Genomic DNA, 21,202 nt, shown 5'->3' with positions numbered 1-21,202 from the left:
GTTTTATGTAATTATTGGAACTTCAAATTAAAAGGGAAACTAATACATTATTGATTTATTTTTAAAGATTTAAAAAACGGAAATTGTTCTATTGTATAATTCAGATTTAAATATTCTTTAACTCAATTTTTTCAGCACTAAATTCCTCATATGAAAGTATGCCCTTATTCCTCTGCTGTGAATACTTCAATATTGCTCATTCCCAGCCTTATCTTAAAGGAGGGGTTTTGTGGGGAATTAACCTTAATATAGAAATGTAAGAAGCTCCTGCTGTAATTTTGTAGCTAGAGCTTCTTACATTTTCTATATGATAATTCGACAAAACTCGGGGCGTGACTGTCACGAATCGATCCCCATATGTTCCTTAAACTCATCCTGTATCGAACTTAACTCTTCATCAGGAATTATATAATAATAAATGTTATCAATCCTGGTTCCTTGTCCATTTTGGATCTGAATTTGACTGATATCACGGGCGGCTTCTTTATAATGCTTCTGGATATCGGACATCTCATCAAAGGTCATATTGGTTTTAATATTCTTGCCAAGAGCATCCAAGATATTATCAAACTTCCAGATGCTTGATACACTTGCACCTTCGCGGATGACTCCCTGAATAATCTGGCGCTGACGCTGCTGTCTGCCGAAGTCACCACGCGGGTCCTCGTACCTCATGCGGGAATACGCTAACGCTTCATTCCCACTTAACGTTAGTTCTCCTTCAGGGAAATCATAGCCCCCATAAGAAAAGTTCAAGTCATTTTGGACAGTAACACCTCCGACAGCATCAACAATTTCTTTAAAACCTTCCATATTAATCTGGACAAAATAGTCGATTGGGATATCGAGCAAGTTTTCTACTGTATCCATCGCCATTTCCGGTCCTCCAAAAGCATACGCGTGATTAATTTTGTCCTCAGTTCCATGGCCGACAATGTCAGTTAACGTATCACGAGGAATACTGAGCATCTTGACAGATTCCTTATCAGGATTGACAGTCAGGACAATCATGGAATCTGAACGCCCTGCATCGTCTTCCCGTTCGTCCACACCCATCAATAGGACTGAGAATGGCTGGCGGTCATCGAACTTAACCTCATCTGTTCTCTTTGAAGACTTATCACGCTCAATAGGAATATGCATGGTATCCGCAGCATCGTTCAATGAATCGTATACGAAATAGGCGAAAATTCCACCGCTGATTAATAGAATTAATGCTGCAATCCCCATTATTTTCAACCATTTTCGTTTTGTTAATCTATGTTTATCGCTTCTCATATGAGCCTACCTCACCTTTTTACAAACTATAATATAGAATAGCAAAATTCTGTAAAAATAGATAGTTAAATTCTTATATGTATTGTATTTACCCTGCTCACATAAAAAGAACCTTCCCTAAAAGAAGGTCATTCAGCAATAAAGTATTCAGTTAGGTACTTAGCCCATATCTCGTGTCCTTTTTCATTAGGTTCACCTTGAGTTAAATAACCATCAAGTTCTTCCTCGTTCGTTTCAGGCCAAGCCTGCCAGTGATCTAGATAAGTGATGCCAGATGTATCTGCAAAGGACTTCAAGTCTTCAACTTGCGAAGGATAGTAAGTTGCTTCATAAAGTGGATTTGCCGGCTGAAGGATAAGTGTTGCATCTTCGTTAGACATCTGCAGATTTGACAAGAAGATTTCAATGCTGTCGTGGTTATCAGTTACGGCAACTCCCCTGCTGTTATCGTTCAGAGAGAAGGGTTCCAACAATACCATATCTGGAGAGAAGGTGAGGACTTCTTCCATGTCTTGGCTGTTAATGAATTCAATCGAAATGGTGTCATATTCAAAGAGTTCCACCTCGATGCTTTCGCCATAGGTCTCTTCCAAGGCGGAAGTCAGTTGTAAGCTCCAGCCATTTTCTTCTGTTCCGAGTGCGGTCGATCCCACAATGGCGAGCTTATAAGTGTTTCCATTAGATTGTGCTTCTAGAAAAGTTTCTTGGGCAGCTTCGGGCCAGTTGGAAATGAGGGAAGTGATATCGTTCTCCTCTTCAGGCTCAGTGGGTTCTTCTTCTTGAGCTGCAGGTGTATTTGCAGTGGCTGCTGCTGGTTCAACAGCAATTCGATCCTGCCAGTGTGTATAGCCGAGAAGTAAAAAAGCGAAACAAAAGATGGCGAATAAGATCAATGAAAAATTCTTCAAGAGAGAACCTCCTAGAATGTAAGTAATAATTGCCAAAAACGTAAAAACCCTATTATTTTACAGATAAGTGTAGTTTAATAGTAAAGTAGTTAAAAACGACATTTATATTAAAATTATGACAAGTTTAACATAGAATTACAACACTATATGTTATAATACTACATATTTTTATCTTAGGAGGATATTCATGGAAGAAACAATCAGTTTGAAAGAATTAATGGGAACGCTGAAGAAGCGCATCCGTTTGATCATATTGATCACCTTAACAGCAGTGGTAGTCAGCGGGGCCGTCAGCTTCTTTCTATTAACACCAATCTATCAATCTTCCACACAGCTGCTCGTCAATCAATCGAAGAGCGACCAGCCGGCGTTTGATGTGAATGATATACGAACAAACCTGGAACTTATTAATACTTATAATGTTATCATCAAAAGCCCGGCTATCCTTGATAAGGTCGCAGAGAACCTTAACATGGAAAGGGGCACACTGAACGATAAAATCACAGTGGGCAGTGAGAACCAGTCACAGGTATTAACGGTTTCGGTGACAGACGCAAACCCGAACCTGGCAGCTTCGATTGCCAATGAAGTGGCTTCAGTGTTTCAAGAAGAAATTCCGAATATCATGAATGTGGATAACGTCAGTGTGCTGGCACAGGCAGAAGTAGGAGAAAATCAGTCTCCAATCAAGCCTCAGCCTGTCTTGAATATCGCCATTGCGATGGTTGTGGGTCTTATGGCTGGTGTCGGCCTGGCATTCTTGCTAGAATACTTGGACAATACAATTAAGACAGAACAGGATGTGGAGAAACTTCTTGGTCTTCCTGTACTGGGCTCTATTACAACCATCAATGATGAAGAAGCGCAGCAAGTCTCAAGCCGCAGTGATAGAAAATCCCGTGTAAGAGGTGAATCCGTTGGCTCTTAGTAAAATGAAGAAACAGATGCTGAACACAAAAAGAAAGCTCATTACAAAAACAAGTCCCAGGTCACCGATTACCGAGCAGTACCGGACGATCCGGACCAATATCAATTTTTCTGCCGTAGACAGAGAAATCAAGACGCTTATGGTCACGTCCGCAGGTCCTGGGGAAGGGAAGTCGACAACGGCAGCGAATCTAGCCGTGGTATTCGCTCAGCAGGGAAAGAAAGTTCTGCTGGTAGATGGAGATATGAGAAAGCCGACTGCTCATTATACATTCGGCCTGAACAATACATTTGGATTGACGACCGTGTTGACGAAACAGAAGTCCCTTCAGGAGACAAGGGTTGAATCAGATGTCGAAAACCTATACCTGCTTACCTGCGGACCTGTGCCGCCAAATCCGGCAGAGCTATTGAGCTCCAACGCAATGAGGGAATTCCTGGCAGAAGCAGGCAGTCAATTTGATCTGGTTATTTTTGACACACCACCGGTGCTGACTGTAACTGATGGACAGGTGCTCGCCAATCTATGCGATTCCACCGTATTGGTCGTAAGTTCCGGTACGACTGACAGAGAAGGTGCTGTCAAAGCAAAGGAACTTCTCGATTCTGCAAGCGCCAAAATTGTTGGGGTTGTCCTGAACAATAGAAAGCAGGAACATACCAATTACTATTACTATTATGGAAATAATTAACCGCGATTCGACAAATTACACCCATTGCGATTCAATGGGATGGAACTTACAATAATATTATGTCGAAATAATGTACGGTTATTTATCTTTTCTTGTGAGGAGGACAACGATGATAGACATCCACAGCCATATCCTTCCGGGAATCGATGATGGAGCAAAATCCCTGGAAGACAGCCTGGAAATGGCAAGGGCGGCAGTGAAAGAAGGCATCACGACGATCATTGCGACTCCTCACCATATGAATGGAAAATACGAGAATGATAAAGAAGCGATTCTTCCGCTGGTGGAAGAGTTGAATAGAGAGATAGAAAAAGAGGGTATCCCGCTGGAAGTTCTTCCAGGGCAGGAAACGAGGATTTACGGTGAGCTGGTAGAGGATTACCGAGAAGGAAAACTCCTGACGCTGGGAGGAAGCACTTCTTACCTTTTCATCGAATTTCCTTCAGGTTCTGTTCCGCGCTATTCGGACAGGCTGCTGTTTGATCTTCAGCAGGAAGGAATTACACCGGTCATCGTCCATCCTGAGAGAAATGCAGAATTGATTGAGAGGCCGGACAAGCTGTACAAGCTGGTGAAAAACGGTGCGCTGACACAGGTGACCGGGGCGAGTCTGACAGGGTACTTCGGCAAGAAGATCCAGAAGTTCTCTCATCAGATGATCGAGTCCAATCTGGCTCATTTCGTGGCATCGGATGCTCACAATACAACCTCAAGAACGTTTAAGATGGAAGAAGCGCTGAACGATATAGAAAAAAGGTACGGAGTAGACATGATCTATTACTTTAAGGAAAATGCCGAATTGCTGGTCGATCACAAAACCGTCTACCGGGAAATCCCAGAGCCAATCAAAAAGAAGAAGTTCCTGGGCCTTTTTTAAAAACTAATAAACTAGCTCATTAAGCTAGTTTTTGTTATGCATACAGGTAATGTGAAAATCTTAACAATTTCTTAACGTTGTAATAAAAGTGAGGAAGTAACGGCTATGTCTCCTACCCGCTATCGTCGGAGGCACTCGACCATGCTGTGGGCTGATCTAGTCAGACCTTAGACATCTATTGTCAGTGGGATGGTGTGAGGATGGGTTCGATGCCCATTTTTATTTACCCTGAAGTATAAGTAATAAACCATTTAGGAGAGTAAAAGATGAAGAAATTTCAAGATCTGCCAAAAACGATTCAGAAGACAGTGAGATACATTTATCATAATGCACCATTAGAAAGATTGGAAGATATACAGAAAGTCATTGAAGCTGCGATTCGAAATCGCAAAGAAGAAAGTGTCTGGTGAGAGAGAGTAGATATGTAATGAAAGAACATTAAGGATACAGTGTTTTTCCATTACCTATTTATTACTGTTCATCAAGAAAATCTTTAAGGAAAGAAGGGATTTCATTGAGTTATCAGAAAAGGGTATCGTTGTTGATGCTGTTTGAGAGAGGTATAACCTGTTAGAAAGTAATCCGAGCTTTGAGCGTAATTTTGGCACATTATGTGTTGGATTTGGCGAAAGAAAATCTACTAGTGAAAAGTATAAATTAAGGAGTGTATGAGATGAAAAAGGTCAGAAAAGCAATTATTCCAGCGGCAGGATTAGGAACAAGGTTTCTACCGGCAACAAAAGCGCAGCCGAAAGAAATGCTGCCGATAGTTGATAAACCAACCATTCAATATATCATCGAGGAAGCGGTAGCGTCCGGAATTGAAGATATCATTATTGTCAGCGGCAGGGGAAAAAGAGCAATCGAAGACCATTTTGATAAGTCGTATGAGCTGGAAGAAACGCTTGTCAAAAAAGAGAAATATGAGCAACTGAAAGAGATCCAGGAGATTTCACAGCTGGCGAACATTCACTACATCCGCCAGAAAGAACCGCTTGGACTGGGACATGCCATCGGATGTGCGAGCCGTTTCATCGGAGACGAGCCGTTTGCCGTCCTTCTTGGGGACGATATTGTTCACTCTCCTGAAAACCCGGGTCTAAAACAGTTGATCAATGTATATGAAAGATATAACTCTTCTGTCATCGGAGTACAGCAGGTTGCTGAAGAAGATGTCTCCAAATACGGAGTGATTTCCATCGGACGCGGCGAGATGGAACCAGGTGTGTACGGGATTGATGACCTGGTAGAAAAGCCTAAGAAAGAGGACGCGCCTTCTAACTATGCGATCATGGGCCGCTATATCCTTAGACCCGAGATCTTTGAAATCCTTGAGAACCAAGCGCCTGGAGCTGGCGATGAGATTCAGCTGACGGATGCGATCAAGAAGCTGAATGAGCAGCAGATGGTTGTTGGTTGTGAGTTCAAGGGTGAGCGTTATGATGTTGGGGATAAATTTGGGTTTATTAAGGCTACTGTGGAGTTTGCGCTTGAGCGTGGGGATTTGAGGGATGATGTTTTGGATTATTTAGAGGGTGTTTTAAGTAAGGAGAAGGTTGGGAGATAACTTTTCCTTTTTACTTATATTGCATGCTGTTAGGTTGGGCTGTTCTTTCGAACAGCCTTGCTGGTTGTAAAGTGCATGTTCATTGTAAGATTAAGTTGATTGTTGTTTTTTTTGTAGGTTGTTCTTCGAACAACTTTCTTTTATTTTCTTACCATCTTGGTCTTTAACATCATGTTTAATAATTTGTTAAAGGAGATCGAGGTTGAATTGTTTAAAGAGGTTGGCTTCTTTTGTTTTAGATAAGCGAGGATTGACGCTTATTGAGTTGTTGGCTGTTGTGGTTATTCTAGGGATAATCAGTTCTATTGCTGTTATAGCAGTGCTGGGTGTGATATGCGATACTGAGGAAGAGGTTTGTGAGGCTAATCAATTGCAGTTGGAGAAGGAGTATCATCAGGATCTGATTCTTAATGAGGTTGAGCATTCTGATTTCAGGTTCACTTCTTATCTTGTGAAGTTTGGTGAGGTTTGTCCTGTGACTGGAGATATTACTTATGTTGATGGGCATGTTGAGTGTATTGAGCATGGGGATAGTGCTGAATCAGGTGAAGAAGAGGAAGATGATAGTGGGGACAATGGGGTTCCGTTTTTGTAGGTGAGTAACACCAGGGGAACAGTTAGTGGCTGCTTTGTTTTTTTATTTCAGATTCCCTTATTGATTGGATGTTGGTGTGGAACTGAGTATCGTATCAGATAACATGCTGGAAGCCTTGGGCATAAGGGTTTGAGGCGTTTTTAGTGAGAATTATAGATTGATTGAATGGTAAATATAATAGGAAGAACCCGGTTTTGAGTGATTGTGAAGTGAATATCTATTCCATATTTGCATGGTAGATTGAATAGATATTACGAGGTGGCTAACAGTAGTAGATAACTATTTTAGTGGTTTAGTAGTTGGTTGGAGTAACAGATTTGAAGGTTCCAATTAAGTCCTATTTTACTAAAGTAAAAATTATCTAAGTACAACTTCATTATAGGAGGAAGTAAATGGTGAGTAAAATAATATCTTTTTAAAGAAGAAAGAAGAGTTATATGAAATTTGTGCAATTTGTAAATGCCAAACAAATATAAAGCGAAATCAGCCAATAGAAGAACGTCATGGTTATATGGAAGGGGCAGGGCAGCTTTGTTCTGAGTGTTATAAGAGCATAAAGTAACATTTCTCCCTTTTCTAGGTTTTTGTGATAAAAATATCTAGAGTTAAAATATTTTTCTGATAGAGGTGAGGCGAGTGTCTTTAAGGAAGGTTCATAACAATTTACATGAAGAATATGCAGTAACTCTCCAAAAAGGATTACAACAGAGTTATTCATACCCACAATCTTATTCGGCAATTAAACGTCTAATGGATATAGTAATGGCGTTAACTGGACTTATTCTGACAATTCCTATTTTATTATTTTTTTGTATCGCTATTAAAATAGAGACTCCGGGACCAGTGTTTTATTTGCAAAAAAGGGTAGGTCGCAATGGGAAGTACTTTAAAGTCATTAAATTACGATCAATGGGTATTGATGCTGAGAAGAAAGGGGCGCAGTGGGCTGATAAAAATGATCCACGTGTAACGAAAATAGGTGCATTCATTCGTAAAACAAGAATTGACGAGATTCCTCAATTATTTAATGTGTTGCAAGGCGATATGAGCATGATTGGCCCACGTCCTGAACGTCCGATGTTTACAGCACAATTTAATGAAGAAATACCTGGCTTTGTTAAGCGGTTAGTAGTTAAACCTGGATTAACAGGATGGGCACAAGTAAATGGAGGCTATGACATTACACCAGAAGAAAAATTAAAGCTAGATTTATATTATATCGAGAATAGGTCTTTTTTGGTAGATTTAAAGATTATTTTTAAAACAGTTAGAATAGTTGTAACCGGTGAAGGTGCAAGATAGTAAATAGATAAGTGTTACAGAAGTTGTATTAGATGAACCTTCAGCTATTTAGGCGTAGCTAGTAAAACATATAGTAATCATACAAAAAGATTTGTTTGGTATCATAAAGGTCACTGCCAGCTCAAAAACAAATGATAGATAGTAACTTTATAAGGGAGATAAACAATATAAATGGATATCGGGGTTAAGTATGAGTAATAAGTCGAAAAGTATAATACTTCTAATAAGCAAGTCATTTGGACTCATTATTAACATGATTTCTATTATGATTATTGCTAGGTTTTTATCAGTGAGTAATTATGGTGAATATAGACAGATAATAACCGTAGTTGGTATATTAGTTTCTATTTTTTCTGTTGGATTACCTTCATCTGCTTTGTATTTCTTATCTGGCAAGGAAAAAGATAAATACTTACCTAATCTAATGTTTTCATTGTTATTATTATCGGGTGCATTTATAATCCTTTCATATCCTATTATGGTTCTTTTTAACACCATATTTAGTACTGATATGTTTACGGATAGTTATTTTTTAATAGCTGTAATAATCTCTTTAAGTTTTATTGTTTCAATCATTGAAAATTTGTTTATTTCCTATAATAAATTTAAATTTATAGTTATCGTTACAATACTACCTAATCTCGTATTTATGGGTTTCATATTATATTGCTATTTTTATAATGAGAACTTATTTTTAATTTTACTATCATTATTAATAAGAGAGTTGTTAAAAGTATCCATACTCCTATACTTCATTTATAAACAAAAGTTGGATTTGCAAAGCCTGAAACCATCTAGGGTGAAAGAAGTAATGTATTTCGGAATCCCTTTAGGGTTATCAACAATTATAGCCTCTTTAAACATAAATATAGATAAATTAGTAGTGGGAAGGTTTATGGATAATGAAGCTTTTGCTATTATATCTAATGGTTCATATGAAATACCTATATTAGGCTTAATAGGTGTTTCTTTATTTAATATCTTAGTACCTAACTTAAAAAGCAAATTAGACACAAACAACTTTAGTGAAGTAATTGAACTTTGGAAAAGAACTGGTAAAGTGATGATAACGGTAGTTGTACCAATCACAATTGGAACAATAGTTTTTGCCAAAGAAGTAATCTTAATACTTTTCTCTGAAAAATATTTAAATGCAGTATTTTTGTTTCAAATTTACCAAATCAATGCATTATCTAGAATTTATATTTATGGTTCATTTTTTTTAGCAGCAGGAAAAAGTAAGGTATACACCTTAAATTCAATTATTCATTTAACTAACAATTTAGTCCTGAATTGTCTACTTATTATTCCATTTGGTTTGGTAGGCGTTGCAATTGCAACTGTTATAAGTAATGTAATTCAAATTATATTACAAAATTTCCAGATAGCAAAAATAGTAAACAGTCGACCTAGTGCTTTGTTTCCTTATAAATCTTTTCTAAAAGCAAATTTAATATCAATTATATTATTTGTTTTACCTTATTATATTTATACAAATATATTTGGAGTTAATACTATAGTAGGATTAATCCTTATGATGTTTCTGATTATAATTGCGATAATTATTTTAAATTATACTATTACTAGAGAAATCTTAGATTATATTTTAAGTTTTTATAAGAAGTTAAGAACTAAAAACTAGTTAAAAATTGTTGAATGAAAGCAAATTTTAAAGTAGAAGTGTATTTACAAAAGGTAGGTATTTTATGGCTATTAGAATAAGTAGTTATCTCATTTTTTTTCATTTTTTTATTTTTTCCTTTATTATAAATGCCGATTATGTGTATGGATTAGTAGCTGAAAGATTTTACCTATATAATTTAAGAAATATATTATTTAGTTTTTTAATTTTTAGTATTGCATTAAGGATTTTAAGTTATAGAAAACAAATTATTCTTAATAAAAATATGATCTTTGTGATCTTATTCTTTGTATATATATTTCTTAGTTGGGGAATTAGTTCACCGGCACCTGGATATGGAATGTATAAGCTCATGGGGTGCGCTCTAGCTATCTTTTTAGCATTTATCCCTAATTTAATGAACTATACTTATCTAGATATAAAGAAGTTTTATAGATTTTATTTATACTTTAACTTAATACTAATATTATTTATGTTATCATTATCAGAAAATTTATTCTCTACATTAAATACAAGGCTTATTATTGGAGAAATTAACCCAATATGGTTATCACGTTTTTTGGGAGAAGTAATAATTTTACTTTTATATTTATTTAATAATAGATTGAGTGTTTGGTTAAAGTATATTTTGGTTGCAGCCTTATTTGTTGGACTTGTGTTCACTGGTTCAAAAGGTCCAATTCTAAGTTTAATTGTAGCGGTTAGTATAGTTAATATCTCAACTCTTAGCTTGAAAATTAAAAAAACTGTTTTGTTAAAAAAATACTTCTCTTTTGCATTATTATTTCTTGGTTTTATAGTTTTATTAAGGTACGTTGTTTTCAAATTATTTTCTTTCGATTATCTAGCATCAAGATTTATTATTAGTAATTCAGAGTCGTCGTATGGAGAATATTCAAGGTCCCATTTATTTGAGAAAGCTTTAGAGTTCTCTTATCAAAGTCCATTCTTTGGTAATGGCTTAGGAGCTTTCGGATATTTATATAGAGGATTTGATGTTAGAGATTATCCACATAACATGTTGCTTGAAGTATTAAGTGAACTTGGTTTAGTTGGTTTAATACTTATAACAGTGCCGATAGTATTAACTTTTATTAAATTCTATAAGTTTTCCAGAAATCAAAATTGCCTATATTTGAAGCTTTCAATGGTATTATTTATATATTATTTATTGAATAGTTTAGTATCTGGTGATTTAGGTTTTAGTAACTTAAAACTATTTCTATTCATGGGGATTATAAATTATATATTTATAATGCTTTCACCCTCAACTAAAGCCCATATAAAGGAGAATAATACTTAATGTTAAAGTGAGATCAACCAAGAAAAGGGAGTGCCACGATTGAAAATTTTATATCTAGCAGCTGTTGATGAAAACGAAAATAAAGATATCGGTGTTATAAATAAAATTAATGGGCAAATAGCTGCTTTTGAAAGCTTAAATATAAACGTTGATAAGCTATTTTATAATTCTCATCAAATGTTTTTCAATGGTGAATTGTTTTACAGCTTTAATACACATTATAATAGAAGGATTTTTATGTATGAAAGAATATTAAAGGATTTAAAGGTAGGTTCATATCAAGGAGTTTATATAAGGTATACAAGTTCAGATCCCTTTTTCGTGAGTTTTCTAAAAAAGCTAAAAGGATTACGCAAAAAAGTAATCATAGAATTACCAACTTATCCATATGATAGGGAAAGAGAAAGCACAAAATTAACTACTAAAATATCCAATATTACTGATAAAATATATCGAAATTTATTAAAGAGTCATGTTGACAATATAGTAACTTTTATGAATTATGACTATATCTGGGGAATTCCAGTTATTAAGTTGCAAAATGGGATTAGTATAGAGCAAATAGATTTCACAGGATATACTAACAGCAAGAATTACTTATCATTAATAGCTGTTGCAAATGTTTCTAAGTGGCACGGGTATGATCGATTGTTAAATGGTATGGTAGACTACTACAGATCAAATCCAAAAAGGAAGGTGATCTTTAATCTCGTTGGAGATGGTGATGAAATTGATAACCTTAAAGAAATTGTCATTAAGCATAACCTTCAAGATAAAGTTGTCTTTCATGGTGCAAAGTCAGGAAGGGATTTGACTGGAATTTTCAAAAAATCGCATATGGCTGTAGGAAGCTTAGGAATGCATAGAATAGGGATTGAACAAGGATCAACATTAAAAGCTAAAGAATATACTGCAAGAGGTCTCCCATTTATCTTAGGTTATCAAGACACATCCTTCAGCCAAAAAGATAAATTTATTTACTATATTAGTAATAATGAGACTAGTATTAACATAGATAACATTATTTCATTTTATGACAATTTAAAAGTAGAAAGTAATGAAATCCGAGCTTTAGCAGAACAGAACTTTACTTGGAATAAACAGTTAATAAAAGTAAAAGAGGCTCTAAAAACAACTTTGTAACTATATAGAAGTTGTTTTTTTATTTAGGAGTTATTATTGTAATTATCAATTTAAAAGTGAGGGTATCACATTGGTTATGAAGAAAATAGGTATTTTAGTACCGTCGTTATCAGATGGTGGTGCTGAAATGGTTGCTGCAAATTTATCTGTATTGTACGAAGAATTGGGATATAAACCTTATATTATATTATATGAGAATAGAGTTACGTTTAAATATGCGGGAAAAATAATTGATTTAAATATAAAAAGAAGAAAAGGGTTATTAGGTAAGGTGCTAAAAGATATAGAGATATACCGTAAATTGAAAAAGGTAAAGCAAACCCACAAATTTGATCTAGTCATAAGCCACCTACCTAAAAGTGACTTAATCAATGTTCTAACGAAAGGAAACGAGAAAATTATAACCACTATTCATAATAATATCGAAGTGGATTACCCAATGTATATGAAGGTAATGTTGAAATTAATTGTGAAAAAGTCAGATCTAGTTGTTTCAGTTTCTAAAGTAGGAGAGGAATACCTTAAAGCAAAGTTTAATCAATATAAGGATAAAATAAAAACCATTTACAACTTTCATGATATTAAAAAAATTCAAAAAAAAGGAAAAGAGAATCTAGATCCGGATGAGAAGGATATTTTTAAGTATGATGTGATAATAAATATTGGTAGATTAGGATATCAGAAAGGACAATGGCACCTTATTAAAGCTTTTTCACATTTATTAAAAAAGAAAAATGACGTGAAATTAGTTATTATTGGCCAGGGCGAGTTAGAAAAAAAATTAAAAGAAATGAGTAAAGATTTAGGAATAGATAATCAAGTTTGCTTTTTAGGTTTTAAAGATAACCCATATAAATATTTGGCAAACGCTAATCTTTATGTTTCAACTTCTTTGCACGAGGGACTACCTATGACTCTTATAGAGGCAATGAGTTTCAAATTACCAGTCATATCTACTGATTGCGTTTCAGGTCCAAGAGAGATAATAGCCCCTGATAAAAGGCTAAGTCAAAAACTAAATTACAGTGAGAATTATAAGTATGGACTTCTAGTTCCTGATTTTGGAAATAAAAGTAGCCTTCAATCTCATTTAATGCTCTCAGAGGAAGAGAAAGCTTTGGGAGATAAGTTGTATGAAATTCTGATGACAGATAATCTGATAGATAAATACAATAAGGTAAGTGAGGTAAGAAGTAAAGATTTTGACAAAGAAAATATCTCCAAATTATGGAATGCTGAATTGAATAAAATCATGATGAAGGAAAATAGTATATGAAGATAGCAATTATAGATTTATGCGATACCTTGTATCGTTCAAATACAACGTTTGATTTTTTGCATTTTTATTTTAAAGAAAATGAAAGGTATATTAAACTAAGGAAATTAAAAGGGTTAATTTTATATAAAATATTAAACAAAATTCTTTTTAAGTTATTTAATGTCGATCTTACTAAAATATTGTTTACTAAATTATTAAAAGGTATTCCTGTTAAAAACATAGATGAAGAGATAGAAAATTTTTATTCTAAATTCTTAACCAAAAGGAAAATAGAAGAAACTCATAAAATAGCAAATATTTATAAAGAAAAGGGATATCATATTATTCTATTATCTGCGTCTTATGATTTTATTGTGCATAAAGTAGCTAAAGAAATTGGTGTGAACGAATATATTGCAACATCTTTAGAACGTAGAGGGGAGTTTTATACTGGAGAAATAAAAGAAGATATTCTTAAAACGAAGCATAAAAAGTTTATAGATAAGGGACTTAATTATAAGGAGTTAGTAGTTATAACTGATAATGAAACTGATATTAATTTAACAAAATTAGCAAGCTTTTCCTATATTATAATAAATGAGAAAAATAAACGTTTCTGGTTAAAGAACAAACCCTTTAAGTATGATTTTATTGAGGTGCAAAAATGATACTAAAGTATAGTTTACCATTTTATTATACTTTTAAATCAAGATTAAAAAGTAAAGAGGAGAAAATTTCGTATTTCTTTACATTTATAATTCCGGTCGTAATTTTAATATTACTACTAAGTAATAATTTGGACATTATATTAATGTTATTTGGTTTTCTTGGGTTAATGTCAATTTATGAAGTTGGCTATCTCAAAAATGATATATTAACAATAAAGAAAGAAGCATCTCCGACTTTAAGAATTAATTTAAAAGAACATTTATATATTGAGGAAAATTTCAGGAGAATTATTACTGTAAAATACCTGATCACTTTAATATTAATAGTAATTATTAGCTTGATATCAAAGGAGAGTCAATTTTACTTTATTTTAAATATTGTTTTAATTGAGCTATTCTATATTTTTCATAATAACGTTCGGAATAGATGGAATTTAATAAGTTTTTTCTGTTTAAATAACCTTCGTTATTCGACAGTCGTACTATTATTCTCTACAGAGTTCCTTTGGGTACATTTAATTTTCATTCTAAGCATCTCCACTTTACGTTTACTTGAAAAAGCAGCTGAACGAAAATATAATTTTAAAATTCTAGAGTTTTTATTTAGAGATAAAAATTTGGCACGAGTAGCTTACTATGTTTTATTACTAGTGGTACTTACTTTTTTAAATGTGCCGAAGGAAGTTTTTATTTTAAATTTTTATTTCTTAGTGTATAGGTTGGCAATTTTTATATTGAAAAGAGTGAGGTAGTATGAAATTCTCGGTATTAATGTCAGTTTACTTTAAGGAGAATCCGTTATATTTAGAGGATTCATTGGAAAGTGTTGTTAAACAAAGTGTAGTTCCAACTGAAATAGTGTTGGTTAAGGATGGGGAATTAACGAAAGAGTTAGACGATATTATTAACCATTATATAACAAATTATCCGAGTTTATTTAAGATACTTGAATTTAAACAGAATCAAGGTTTGGGTATCGCACTTAAAGAAGGTGTCAAAGCTTGTAACTATGACATTATAGCAAGAATGGACACTGATGATATTGCTGTTTCAAATAGATTTGAAAAACAATTAAATATTTTTAAACTTAATAAAGAAATAGATATAGTTGGTTCTAATATAACAGAATTTGATAAAAATCCTGAAAATATTATATCTATTAAAAGAGTGCCAATATCTGATAATGAAATTAAAAAATATGCAAAGAGAAGAAATCCCTTTAATCACATGACAGTAATGTTTAGGAAAAAGGCAGTTATTGATTCAGGCAATTATATGCCATTCCCATTAAACGAAGACTATTACTTATGGATAAGAATGATCCTTAATAATTCAAAAATGTATAACATAAACGAAAGTTTAGTTTATGCTCGTGCAGGTAGTAATATGTTCGAAAGAAGGGGCGGGAAAGGATACTTTTATACTGACATTAAATTACAAAAAGAATATTTAGATTTAGGCTTTATTAACTTATATGAATTTATTACGAATATTAGTATGAGAGCACCTGTTAGAATATTGCCTAATAAAATGAGAGGGTGGATATATATGACCTTTTTAAGAGGTAAAGAAGTTTAAAAAATTAGGTATTACAATTTTTTTAATTAGTTAAATAAGGTCAGTAGATGTAGCTAATTTGGTGAATTTCTAAATCAGAACGATGAATACAATTATACAGTGGGTATGCAGGTTAAAATATTACACTAAAAAGGAGATTTTGAAAATGTCTGGTACAGTTTGTGTTGTTGGATTAGGTTACATCGGTCTACCAACTTCAGCGGTGTTTGCGAATATTGGATTTGATGTGATTGGTGTTGATGTTAGTAGACGGATAGTAGATACGTTAAATAATGGTGACATTCATATTGAAGAGGATGGCTTAGGGGAGTTAGTAAAAGAAGTTGTAAAAAAAGGAAGGTTTAAAGCAAGTCTAAAACCACAAAAAGCAGATATTTTTATAATAGCGGTACCTACCCCCCATAGAGAGGATAATACAGCAAATTTAGATTATGTAGTTTCTGCAACCAAGTCTATTTTACCTTATATAAAACAAGATGATGTGATCATAATTGAATCAACAATTCCGCCTCGAACAGTTGATGATGTAGTCGCTCCAATATTGAATGAGGCTGGTTTTAAAGCCGGAGAGGACATCTATTTGGCTCATTGTCCAGAAAGAGTATTACCAGGTCGTATATTAATAGAGTTAGTTGAGAATAACAGAATTGTTGGAGGAATTAACAAGGTATCTGCTAAAAAAGCAGCAGATGTGTATCGGACTTTTGTAAATGGACAAGTAATCGAAACAACTGCAGTTACGGCTGAAATGTCAAAATTAATGGAAAATACCTATCGGGATGTTAATATCGCATTAGCAAATGAGCTTGCAAAAATATCTGATAAATTAGGCGTGAATGCACTAGATGTTATTGAGTTAGCTAATTTACACCCCCGTGTAAATTTACATTTACCTGGACCAGGTGTTGGGGGGCATTGCCTAGCAGTTGATCCATATTTTATTGTTGAGAAAGCCCCCGAACAAGCGGTGTTAATAGCAGAAGCTAGAAATATTAACAATTCTATGCCCCAATTTGTTGTAGATAAATTAGCTGAAGTTCTTGAAAATAAAAAATCCAAAGTTGCAATATTAGGATTGACATATAAAGGAAACATTGATGATGTTCGTGAAAGCCCTGCAATGAATATCGTCAGATTACTACAAGATGAGGAATATGAACTTTCTTTTTATGATCCATATGTAAGACAAGAACAAGTGTTTTTCCCACTGTCAACCTTTGAAGAAGCTATTAAGGATTCGGAGTGTATTCTAGTTTTAGCTGATCATAAGCAATTTAAGGAACTAGATGAAGAAAAAATCCTTGATTATGCAAAACGGCCAACTATATTTGATACTCGAAATTGTATAAACGTAAAGAGCAAAGAGATTATTTATTATAACTTTAATAATTTATATGAGATTAAGAAACTCCAGGATGCTCTAATCTAAGTTAAAATACCTTTGTTATTGACTTAATACTAATCCCTAGTTGTTGTGTTATATATTATACCTAATGTATGATAATTAAATATTAAATATAATACCTAATAATGGTTGATCATTGAATAAAAATGTTGAATTAAAGGTAACATGCCGATCTTTAAAGTTAGTTATTTTATTGCTTAATTTCTGGAGAAATTAAAAATAATAAAAGTATAGGTAGTGGTAATTTAAATGAAGAAAAAAGTAATGCTTGTTTTCGGTACAAGACCAGAAGCTATTAAAATGTGTCCCTTAGTAAAAGAAATAAAAACACGTGAAAATTTAAAGACTTTTGTTTGTGTAACAGGGCAGCATAAAGAAATGTTAACTCAAGTTTTGGATGCGTTCAAAGTAGTTCCAGATTATAATTTAGCGATAATGAAAGAAAAACAGACGTTATTTGATGTAACTATAAATATATTAGAGAAAATGAAAGGTGTACTAGAAGAAGTTAAGCCAGATGTGGTTTTAGTACATGGCGATACTTCTACGACTTTCGTGACGTCTCTAGCTTGCTTTTACTTACAAATTCCAGTTGGACATGTGGAAGCAGGTTTAAGGACCTACAATATTTACTCTCCTTATCCAGAAGAGTTTAATCGCCAAGCTGTAGGGCTTGTAGCAAAGTTTAATTTTGCTCCAACAGAAATGTCAAAACAGAATCTATTAAAAGAGGGCAAATATCCATCATCTATTTATGTGACGGGTAATACTGCTATTGATGCACTTAATACTACGGTTAGAGAGGATTATTCTCACGAACAGATTGAATGGGCATCGGATAGTAGACTAATTATGATTACTGCTCATAGAAGAGAAAATCTCGGTGAGCCAATGAGGAATATGTTTAAAGCAATTAAAAGGATTGTTGATGAATTTCCAGATATTAAGGCAGTATATCCGATCCATATGAATCCTGTTGTAAGAGAAGCTGCTAATGAAATATTAGGGAATAATGACAGAGTAAGAATTATTGAGCCATTGGAAGTGTTAGACTTCCATAATTTCCTTTCAAGATCATATTTAATATTAACTGATAGTGGTGGAATCCAAGAGGAAGCGCCAAGCTTAGGTAAACCAGTTTTAGTTATGCGTGATACCACTGAACGACCTGAAGGTATATCTGCTGGAACACTGAAATTAGTAGGAACAGAAGAAGAAAATATCTATAAAAATTTCAAGCTACTCCTTGAAGATAAAACGGAGTATGAAAAAATGAGTAAAGCAAGCAACCCATACGGTGATGGATTTGCGAGTAAAAGAATTGCGGATGTACTTGAAAACTAATAAGATTCAAAGTTAATTAAAAGAAAGGAGTAACTATTCCATGAACATATTGGTAACCGGCGGTGCTGGGTATATAGGAACTCATACATGTGTAGCCTTACTTGAAGCAGGGTATTCAGTAATTGTGGCTGATAATCTTAGTAATAGTAATATTCAAGCACTTGATAAAATAAAAGAGATTGCACAAAAAGAGTTAATATTTTATCAAGTAGATGTAACAGATGAAAAATCTGTTGACAAGATCTTTACTAATCATGAAATAGATGGGGTAATTCATTTCGCTGGTCTAAAAGCTGTTGGGGAATCTGTAGAAAAACCGCTCGCATATTACCACAATAATATTGTTAGTACAATGATTCTAGTTAGGGCTTGTCAAAATTATAAAGTTAAACGATTTGTCTTTAGCTCATCGGCTACTGTATATGGTGACAACAATGTACCATTCAAAGAAAATATGAGTCTACTACCCACTACAAATCCTTATGGTGAAACAAAGGCTATGAGTGAAAGGATTCTTACTGACACTGTTAAAGCTACCCCAGGGTTTTCTGTCGCGCTCTTGCGATATTTTAATCCAGTTGGAGCACATGAAAGTGGGTTAATTGGAGAAGCTCCTAATGGTATTCCTAATAACTTAATGCCATATGTTACCCAGGTGGCAAAAGGGAAACTTGAGAAACTAAAGGTTTTTGGAAATGACTATCGGACTATAGATGGTACTGGGGTAAGGGACTATATTCATGTATTAGATTTGGCTGAGGGCCATGTTGCAGCATTAAATAATCTTATAGAAGGTACTCATATTTATAACCTAGGAACTGGTCGAGGGACAAGCGTACTAGAATTAGTTAAGGCATTTGAAGAAGCTAATGGGATTGAAGTTCCTTATGAAATAGTAGAGCGCAGGACAGGGGATATTGCTTCTTGCTATGCTGATGCTTCGAAAGCTAAACGAGAGCTGGGCTGGACAGCTAAGCGTGACATTATAGCAATGTGTAGAGATGCTTGGCGTTTTGAAAAGAATTATAAAGAGTTTGTTGAGACAGTGTAAATTTATGAAAAATAATCCCCGCTAAGCTGTGGAATGTTAATGGCTTGGCGGGTTTGTTTTTCGTCTTAGAATTTATTGATTATATGTAAGTGTGGTAAAGTCCAAAACTTTATTTAAACACTGTTATTTCTAATATTAAGTTACTAAAAAGGAATATCACAGGTTTAACAACGGATGAAGCAATCCTGTTGAAAATTGCAGAAGCTTGGCCTAAAGTTGGCTCAACTATTTTACGCAGGAATTTCCAGTCTTGTAGGGTTTTATAGGAGTGATGTCTAATACGATCTAGCATCGCTACCGCACCTTTTTATTTCCTGGTTGTTAATGACGCTCTATAATGTCCTGAAACTGACGGCTCATTTTGTCCTGAGCTTGACGGATTTATTGCCTATTAAAGATACAGAAGGGAGGCTTGTGAGGCCTCCCCAAAACATCTATAAATCTACCTCATAGGTTTCATTTTGCTTCAAATAAAAACGGACTTCGTGACTGCCGGTTATGATGTACCAATCTCTGCCGAGCTCAAGCCTACATGACAACACCTTTCCATAACCAAGGTTCAGCTCGAACCATTCGCCACACCTCAGTTTGTAACCTTTTTGATCTCCCCAATTAACAATCCAACAATCAAGTGTCTCATCAAAGTACATACTCTTCCAACGACTTTTCTTCATGCAAGTTCTCCTTCAATCACCTTCTTGACCATACGGTCATCAATGATTCTTGAGCCATTTTGAGCTGCGAACAGAAGACAATGTGTCGCCAGTTTATTGATCAGTCGTGATGCACCACTTGAATAGCTGAAAATCTCATCAAGGGCTAGATCACTAAAGATATCTCGTTCAACACCGGCATAGCTCAAATGCTTATTCATATATTGCTCTGTTTCTGCTCTGTCAAGATGATCAAGCTTAAACTGGATATCGATGCGCTGACGGATTGCTGCGAATGACTGAAGCTGAAGGCGATCCCACAGCTCAGTCTGTCCTACCATAATCAATGCCATGGGACTTTGCGCATCCATACGGAAGTTTAAAAGGAAACGTACTTCCTCTAGCATTTCACGATCAAGCAGATGGGCTTCATCGACCACAACCACAGGCGTTATCTTGTGAATGCCTTTCATCAATTCGATTTCACGATGTAATTGGCGCTTGGCATCACCTCTGTAGAACTTTGCTTCGAGGCCCAACTGTTCTAACATTCCTTTATAGAAGTGACGTGGTGTCAACTTAGAATCTGATAAATAGATCAGCTTGAAATGCGATGGATCTAGTTGATCTGTAAATCTGCGAATAGCTGTCGTTTTTCCAAGCCCGCACTCACCAGTCATGATAGCGAAAAGCTGACGTTCTGCGGCATAGTTCAGTCGTCCAATAATCTCTTCGAGCTGAGTAGATTCATATAGTTCAGTCGTTGGAATGCTGCGAGAAAATGGCGTATGGCGCATCTCAAAGAAGGACTCAAACATGACTCGTTCCCCCTTTGCTGATATGACGGAAACTCACGGCCGGGACAGAAGGTATAATGGCGGCAGCCTTTCTTGCCTGGTTAGGTTTTTTAGCTCCCTGAAGAAGTCTTGAAGAACCGGCAGGTTCCTTTATCATCTTCTCCGGAAGAGATGGTCTTTTTCCTGTTCTCTCTGAAATCACCATTCTTTTTGC

20 protein-coding genes and 1 pseudogene are annotated in these 21,202 nt (G+C 34.7%); 16 read left to right on the top strand and 5 right to left on the bottom strand.

From position 1 onward, the window contains the following. Positions 1-339: 339 nt before the first annotated feature. The gene (tagU, locus tag FZC79_RS22310) at positions 340-1,278 is read right to left on the bottom strand and encodes a polyisoprenyl-teichoic acid--peptidoglycan teichoic acid transferase TagU (protein ID WP_148948827.1); all 939 of its coding nucleotides are present in this window, start codon (positions 1,276-1,278) and stop codon (positions 340-342) included. A gap of 128 nt (positions 1,279-1,406) precedes the next feature. Next, positions 1,407-2,186 (bottom strand): SGNH/GDSL hydrolase family protein, encoded by a 780-nt coding sequence (locus FZC79_RS22305; protein ID WP_148948826.1) that lies wholly within the window; start codon positions 2,184-2,186, stop codon positions 1,407-1,409. Positions 2,187-2,373: 187 nt separating this feature from the next. Between FZC79_RS22305 and FZC79_RS22300 the strand changes: the two genes are divergently transcribed. The 16 genes from FZC79_RS22300 (at position 2,374) to galE (ending at position 19,538) form a co-directional block, all read left to right on the top strand. After that, positions 2,374-3,114, top strand: a complete 741-nt coding sequence (locus tag FZC79_RS22300; protein WP_148948825.1) for a YveK family protein — start codon at positions 2,374-2,376, stop codon at positions 3,112-3,114. Then, positions 3,104-3,805 carry a CpsD/CapB family tyrosine-protein kinase gene (locus tag FZC79_RS22295; RefSeq protein WP_435873960.1) on the top strand — a complete coding sequence of 234 codons (702 nt, stop codon included), beginning with the start codon at positions 3,104-3,106 and terminating at the stop codon, positions 3,803-3,805. Before FZC79_RS22300 ends, FZC79_RS22295 begins: the two co-directional genes overlap by 11 nt. 109 nt (positions 3,806-3,914) lie before the next feature. Beyond that, positions 3,915-4,682, top strand: coding sequence for a tyrosine-protein phosphatase (locus tag FZC79_RS22290; RefSeq protein ID WP_148948824.1), 768 nt, complete (start codon positions 3,915-3,917; stop codon positions 4,680-4,682). Between the two features lie 266 nt (positions 4,683-4,948). Beyond that, positions 4,949-5,092 carry a hypothetical protein gene (locus FZC79_RS23410; protein ID WP_187442928.1) on the top strand — a complete coding sequence of 48 codons (144 nt, stop codon included), beginning with the start codon at positions 4,949-4,951 and terminating at the stop codon, positions 5,090-5,092. 263 nt (positions 5,093-5,355) lie between these two features. Then, complete coding sequence (gene galU / locus FZC79_RS22285) at positions 5,356-6,249, top strand: UTP--glucose-1-phosphate uridylyltransferase GalU (protein WP_148948823.1); 894 nt, start codon at positions 5,356-5,358, stop codon at positions 6,247-6,249. Between the two features lie 202 nt (positions 6,250-6,451). Beyond that, a complete protein-coding gene (locus tag FZC79_RS22280; protein WP_252183441.1) occupies positions 6,452-6,844 on the top strand; it encodes a type II secretion system protein in 393 nt (130 codons plus the stop codon). A gap of 636 nt (positions 6,845-7,480) precedes the next feature. Continuing rightward, entirely contained in the window at positions 7,481-8,146 is a 666-nt protein-coding gene (locus FZC79_RS22275; RefSeq protein WP_148948822.1) for a sugar transferase, read from the top strand. Between the two features lie 190 nt (positions 8,147-8,336). After that, a complete protein-coding gene (locus FZC79_RS22270) occupies positions 8,337-9,788 on the top strand; it encodes an oligosaccharide flippase family protein (protein WP_148948821.1) in 1,452 nt (483 codons plus the stop codon). Between the two features lie 64 nt (positions 9,789-9,852). After that, the gene (locus FZC79_RS22265; protein ID WP_148948820.1) at positions 9,853-11,091 is read left to right on the top strand and encodes an O-antigen ligase family protein; all 1,239 of its coding nucleotides are present in this window, start codon (positions 9,853-9,855) and stop codon (positions 11,089-11,091) included. A gap of 39 nt (positions 11,092-11,130) precedes the next feature. After that, a complete protein-coding gene (locus FZC79_RS22260; RefSeq protein WP_148948819.1) occupies positions 11,131-12,234 on the top strand; it encodes a glycosyltransferase in 1,104 nt (367 codons plus the stop codon). A gap of 76 nt (positions 12,235-12,310) precedes the next feature. Next, on the top strand, positions 12,311-13,510 hold the full coding sequence (locus tag FZC79_RS22255; protein WP_148948818.1) for a glycosyltransferase: 1,200 nt from the start codon (positions 12,311-12,313) through the stop codon (positions 13,508-13,510). Next, positions 13,507-14,160, top strand: a complete 654-nt coding sequence (locus FZC79_RS22250) for an HAD family hydrolase (protein WP_148948817.1) — start codon at positions 13,507-13,509, stop codon at positions 14,158-14,160. Before FZC79_RS22255 ends, FZC79_RS22250 begins: the two co-directional genes overlap by 4 nt. Before the next feature lie 753 nt (positions 14,161-14,913). Beyond that, complete coding sequence (locus FZC79_RS22245) at positions 14,914-15,738, top strand: glycosyltransferase (protein ID WP_148948816.1); 825 nt, start codon at positions 14,914-14,916, stop codon at positions 15,736-15,738. A gap of 145 nt (positions 15,739-15,883) precedes the next feature. Continuing rightward, positions 15,884-17,167: a nucleotide sugar dehydrogenase gene (locus tag FZC79_RS22240; protein ID WP_148948815.1), complete on the top strand. Its 1,284-nt coding sequence runs from the start codon at positions 15,884-15,886 to the stop codon at positions 17,165-17,167. Positions 17,168-17,392: 225 nt separating this feature from the next. Next, positions 17,393-18,487 carry a non-hydrolyzing UDP-N-acetylglucosamine 2-epimerase gene (gene wecB, locus FZC79_RS22235; protein ID WP_148948814.1) on the top strand — a complete coding sequence of 365 codons (1,095 nt, stop codon included), beginning with the start codon at positions 17,393-17,395 and terminating at the stop codon, positions 18,485-18,487. Between the two features lie 40 nt (positions 18,488-18,527). Further along, positions 18,528-19,538, top strand: a complete 1,011-nt coding sequence (gene galE, locus FZC79_RS22230; protein ID WP_148948813.1) for a UDP-glucose 4-epimerase GalE — start codon at positions 18,528-18,530, stop codon at positions 19,536-19,538. A 434-nt stretch (positions 19,539-19,972) separates the two neighbouring features. On the opposite strand, the gene FZC79_RS22225 is transcribed toward galE, so the two are convergent. The 3 genes and pseudogenes from FZC79_RS22225 to FZC79_RS23495 all read right to left on the bottom strand — a co-directional run. Continuing rightward, positions 19,973-20,212 (bottom strand): DUF5348 domain-containing protein, encoded by a 240-nt coding sequence (locus FZC79_RS22225; protein ID WP_113928799.1) that lies wholly within the window; start codon positions 20,210-20,212, stop codon positions 19,973-19,975. Continuing rightward, entirely contained in the window at positions 20,209-21,009 is an 801-nt protein-coding gene (locus FZC79_RS22220) for an ExeA family protein (protein WP_148942090.1), read from the bottom strand. The genes FZC79_RS22225 and FZC79_RS22220 overlap by 4 nt, the downstream gene beginning before the upstream one ends. Further along, positions 21,002-21,202, bottom strand: a pseudogene (locus FZC79_RS23495) (transposase); the annotation flags it as partial. The pseudogene FZC79_RS23495 and the gene FZC79_RS22220, both read right to left, overlap by 8 nt.

The sequence above is a fragment of the Rossellomorea vietnamensis genome (assembly GCF_008180615.1).
Classification (GTDB): Bacteria; Bacillota; Bacilli; order Bacillales; family Bacillaceae_B; genus Rossellomorea; species Rossellomorea vietnamensis_D.
The sequence above is the reverse complement of the archived record's forward strand: the minus strand, read 5'-3'. Positions and strand labels throughout refer to the sequence as shown.

Excerpts from the sequence above, each read along its gene's own strand:
- tagU (WP_148948827.1), bottom strand. The coding sequence starts at position 1,278 with ATGAGAAGCGATAAACATAGATTAACAAAACGAAAATGGTTGAAAATA.
- FZC79_RS22300 (WP_148948825.1), top strand. The coding sequence starts at position 2,374 with ATGGAAGAAACAATCAGTTTGAAAGAATTAATGGGAACGCTGAAGAAG.
- FZC79_RS22290 (WP_148948824.1), top strand. The coding sequence starts at position 3,915 with ATGATAGACATCCACAGCCATATCCTTCCGGGAATCGATGATGGAGCA.
- FZC79_RS23410 (WP_187442928.1), top strand. The coding sequence starts at position 4,949 with ATGAAGAAATTTCAAGATCTGCCAAAAACGATTCAGAAGACAGTGAGA.
- galU (WP_148948823.1), top strand. The coding sequence starts at position 5,356 with ATGAAAAAGGTCAGAAAAGCAATTATTCCAGCGGCAGGATTAGGAACA.
- FZC79_RS22270 (WP_148948821.1), top strand. The coding sequence starts at position 8,337 with ATGAGTAATAAGTCGAAAAGTATAATACTTCTAATAAGCAAGTCATTT.
- FZC79_RS22265 (WP_148948820.1), top strand. The coding sequence starts at position 9,853 with ATGGCTATTAGAATAAGTAGTTATCTCATTTTTTTTCATTTTTTTATT.
- FZC79_RS22255 (WP_148948818.1), top strand. The coding sequence starts at position 12,311 with ATGAAGAAAATAGGTATTTTAGTACCGTCGTTATCAGATGGTGGTGCT.
- FZC79_RS22250 (WP_148948817.1), top strand. The coding sequence starts at position 13,507 with ATGAAGATAGCAATTATAGATTTATGCGATACCTTGTATCGTTCAAAT.
- FZC79_RS22245 (WP_148948816.1), top strand. The coding sequence starts at position 14,914 with ATGAAATTCTCGGTATTAATGTCAGTTTACTTTAAGGAGAATCCGTTA.
- FZC79_RS22240 (WP_148948815.1), top strand. The coding sequence starts at position 15,884 with ATGTCTGGTACAGTTTGTGTTGTTGGATTAGGTTACATCGGTCTACCA.
- wecB (WP_148948814.1), top strand. The coding sequence starts at position 17,393 with ATGAAGAAAAAAGTAATGCTTGTTTTCGGTACAAGACCAGAAGCTATT.
- galE (WP_148948813.1), top strand. The coding sequence starts at position 18,528 with ATGAACATATTGGTAACCGGCGGTGCTGGGTATATAGGAACTCATACA.
- FZC79_RS22225 (WP_113928799.1), bottom strand. The coding sequence starts at position 20,212 with ATGAAGAAAAGTCGTTGGAAGAGTATGTACTTTGATGAGACACTTGAT.
- FZC79_RS22220 (WP_148942090.1), bottom strand. The coding sequence starts at position 21,009 with ATGTTTGAGTCCTTCTTTGAGATGCGCCATACGCCATTTTCTCGCAGC.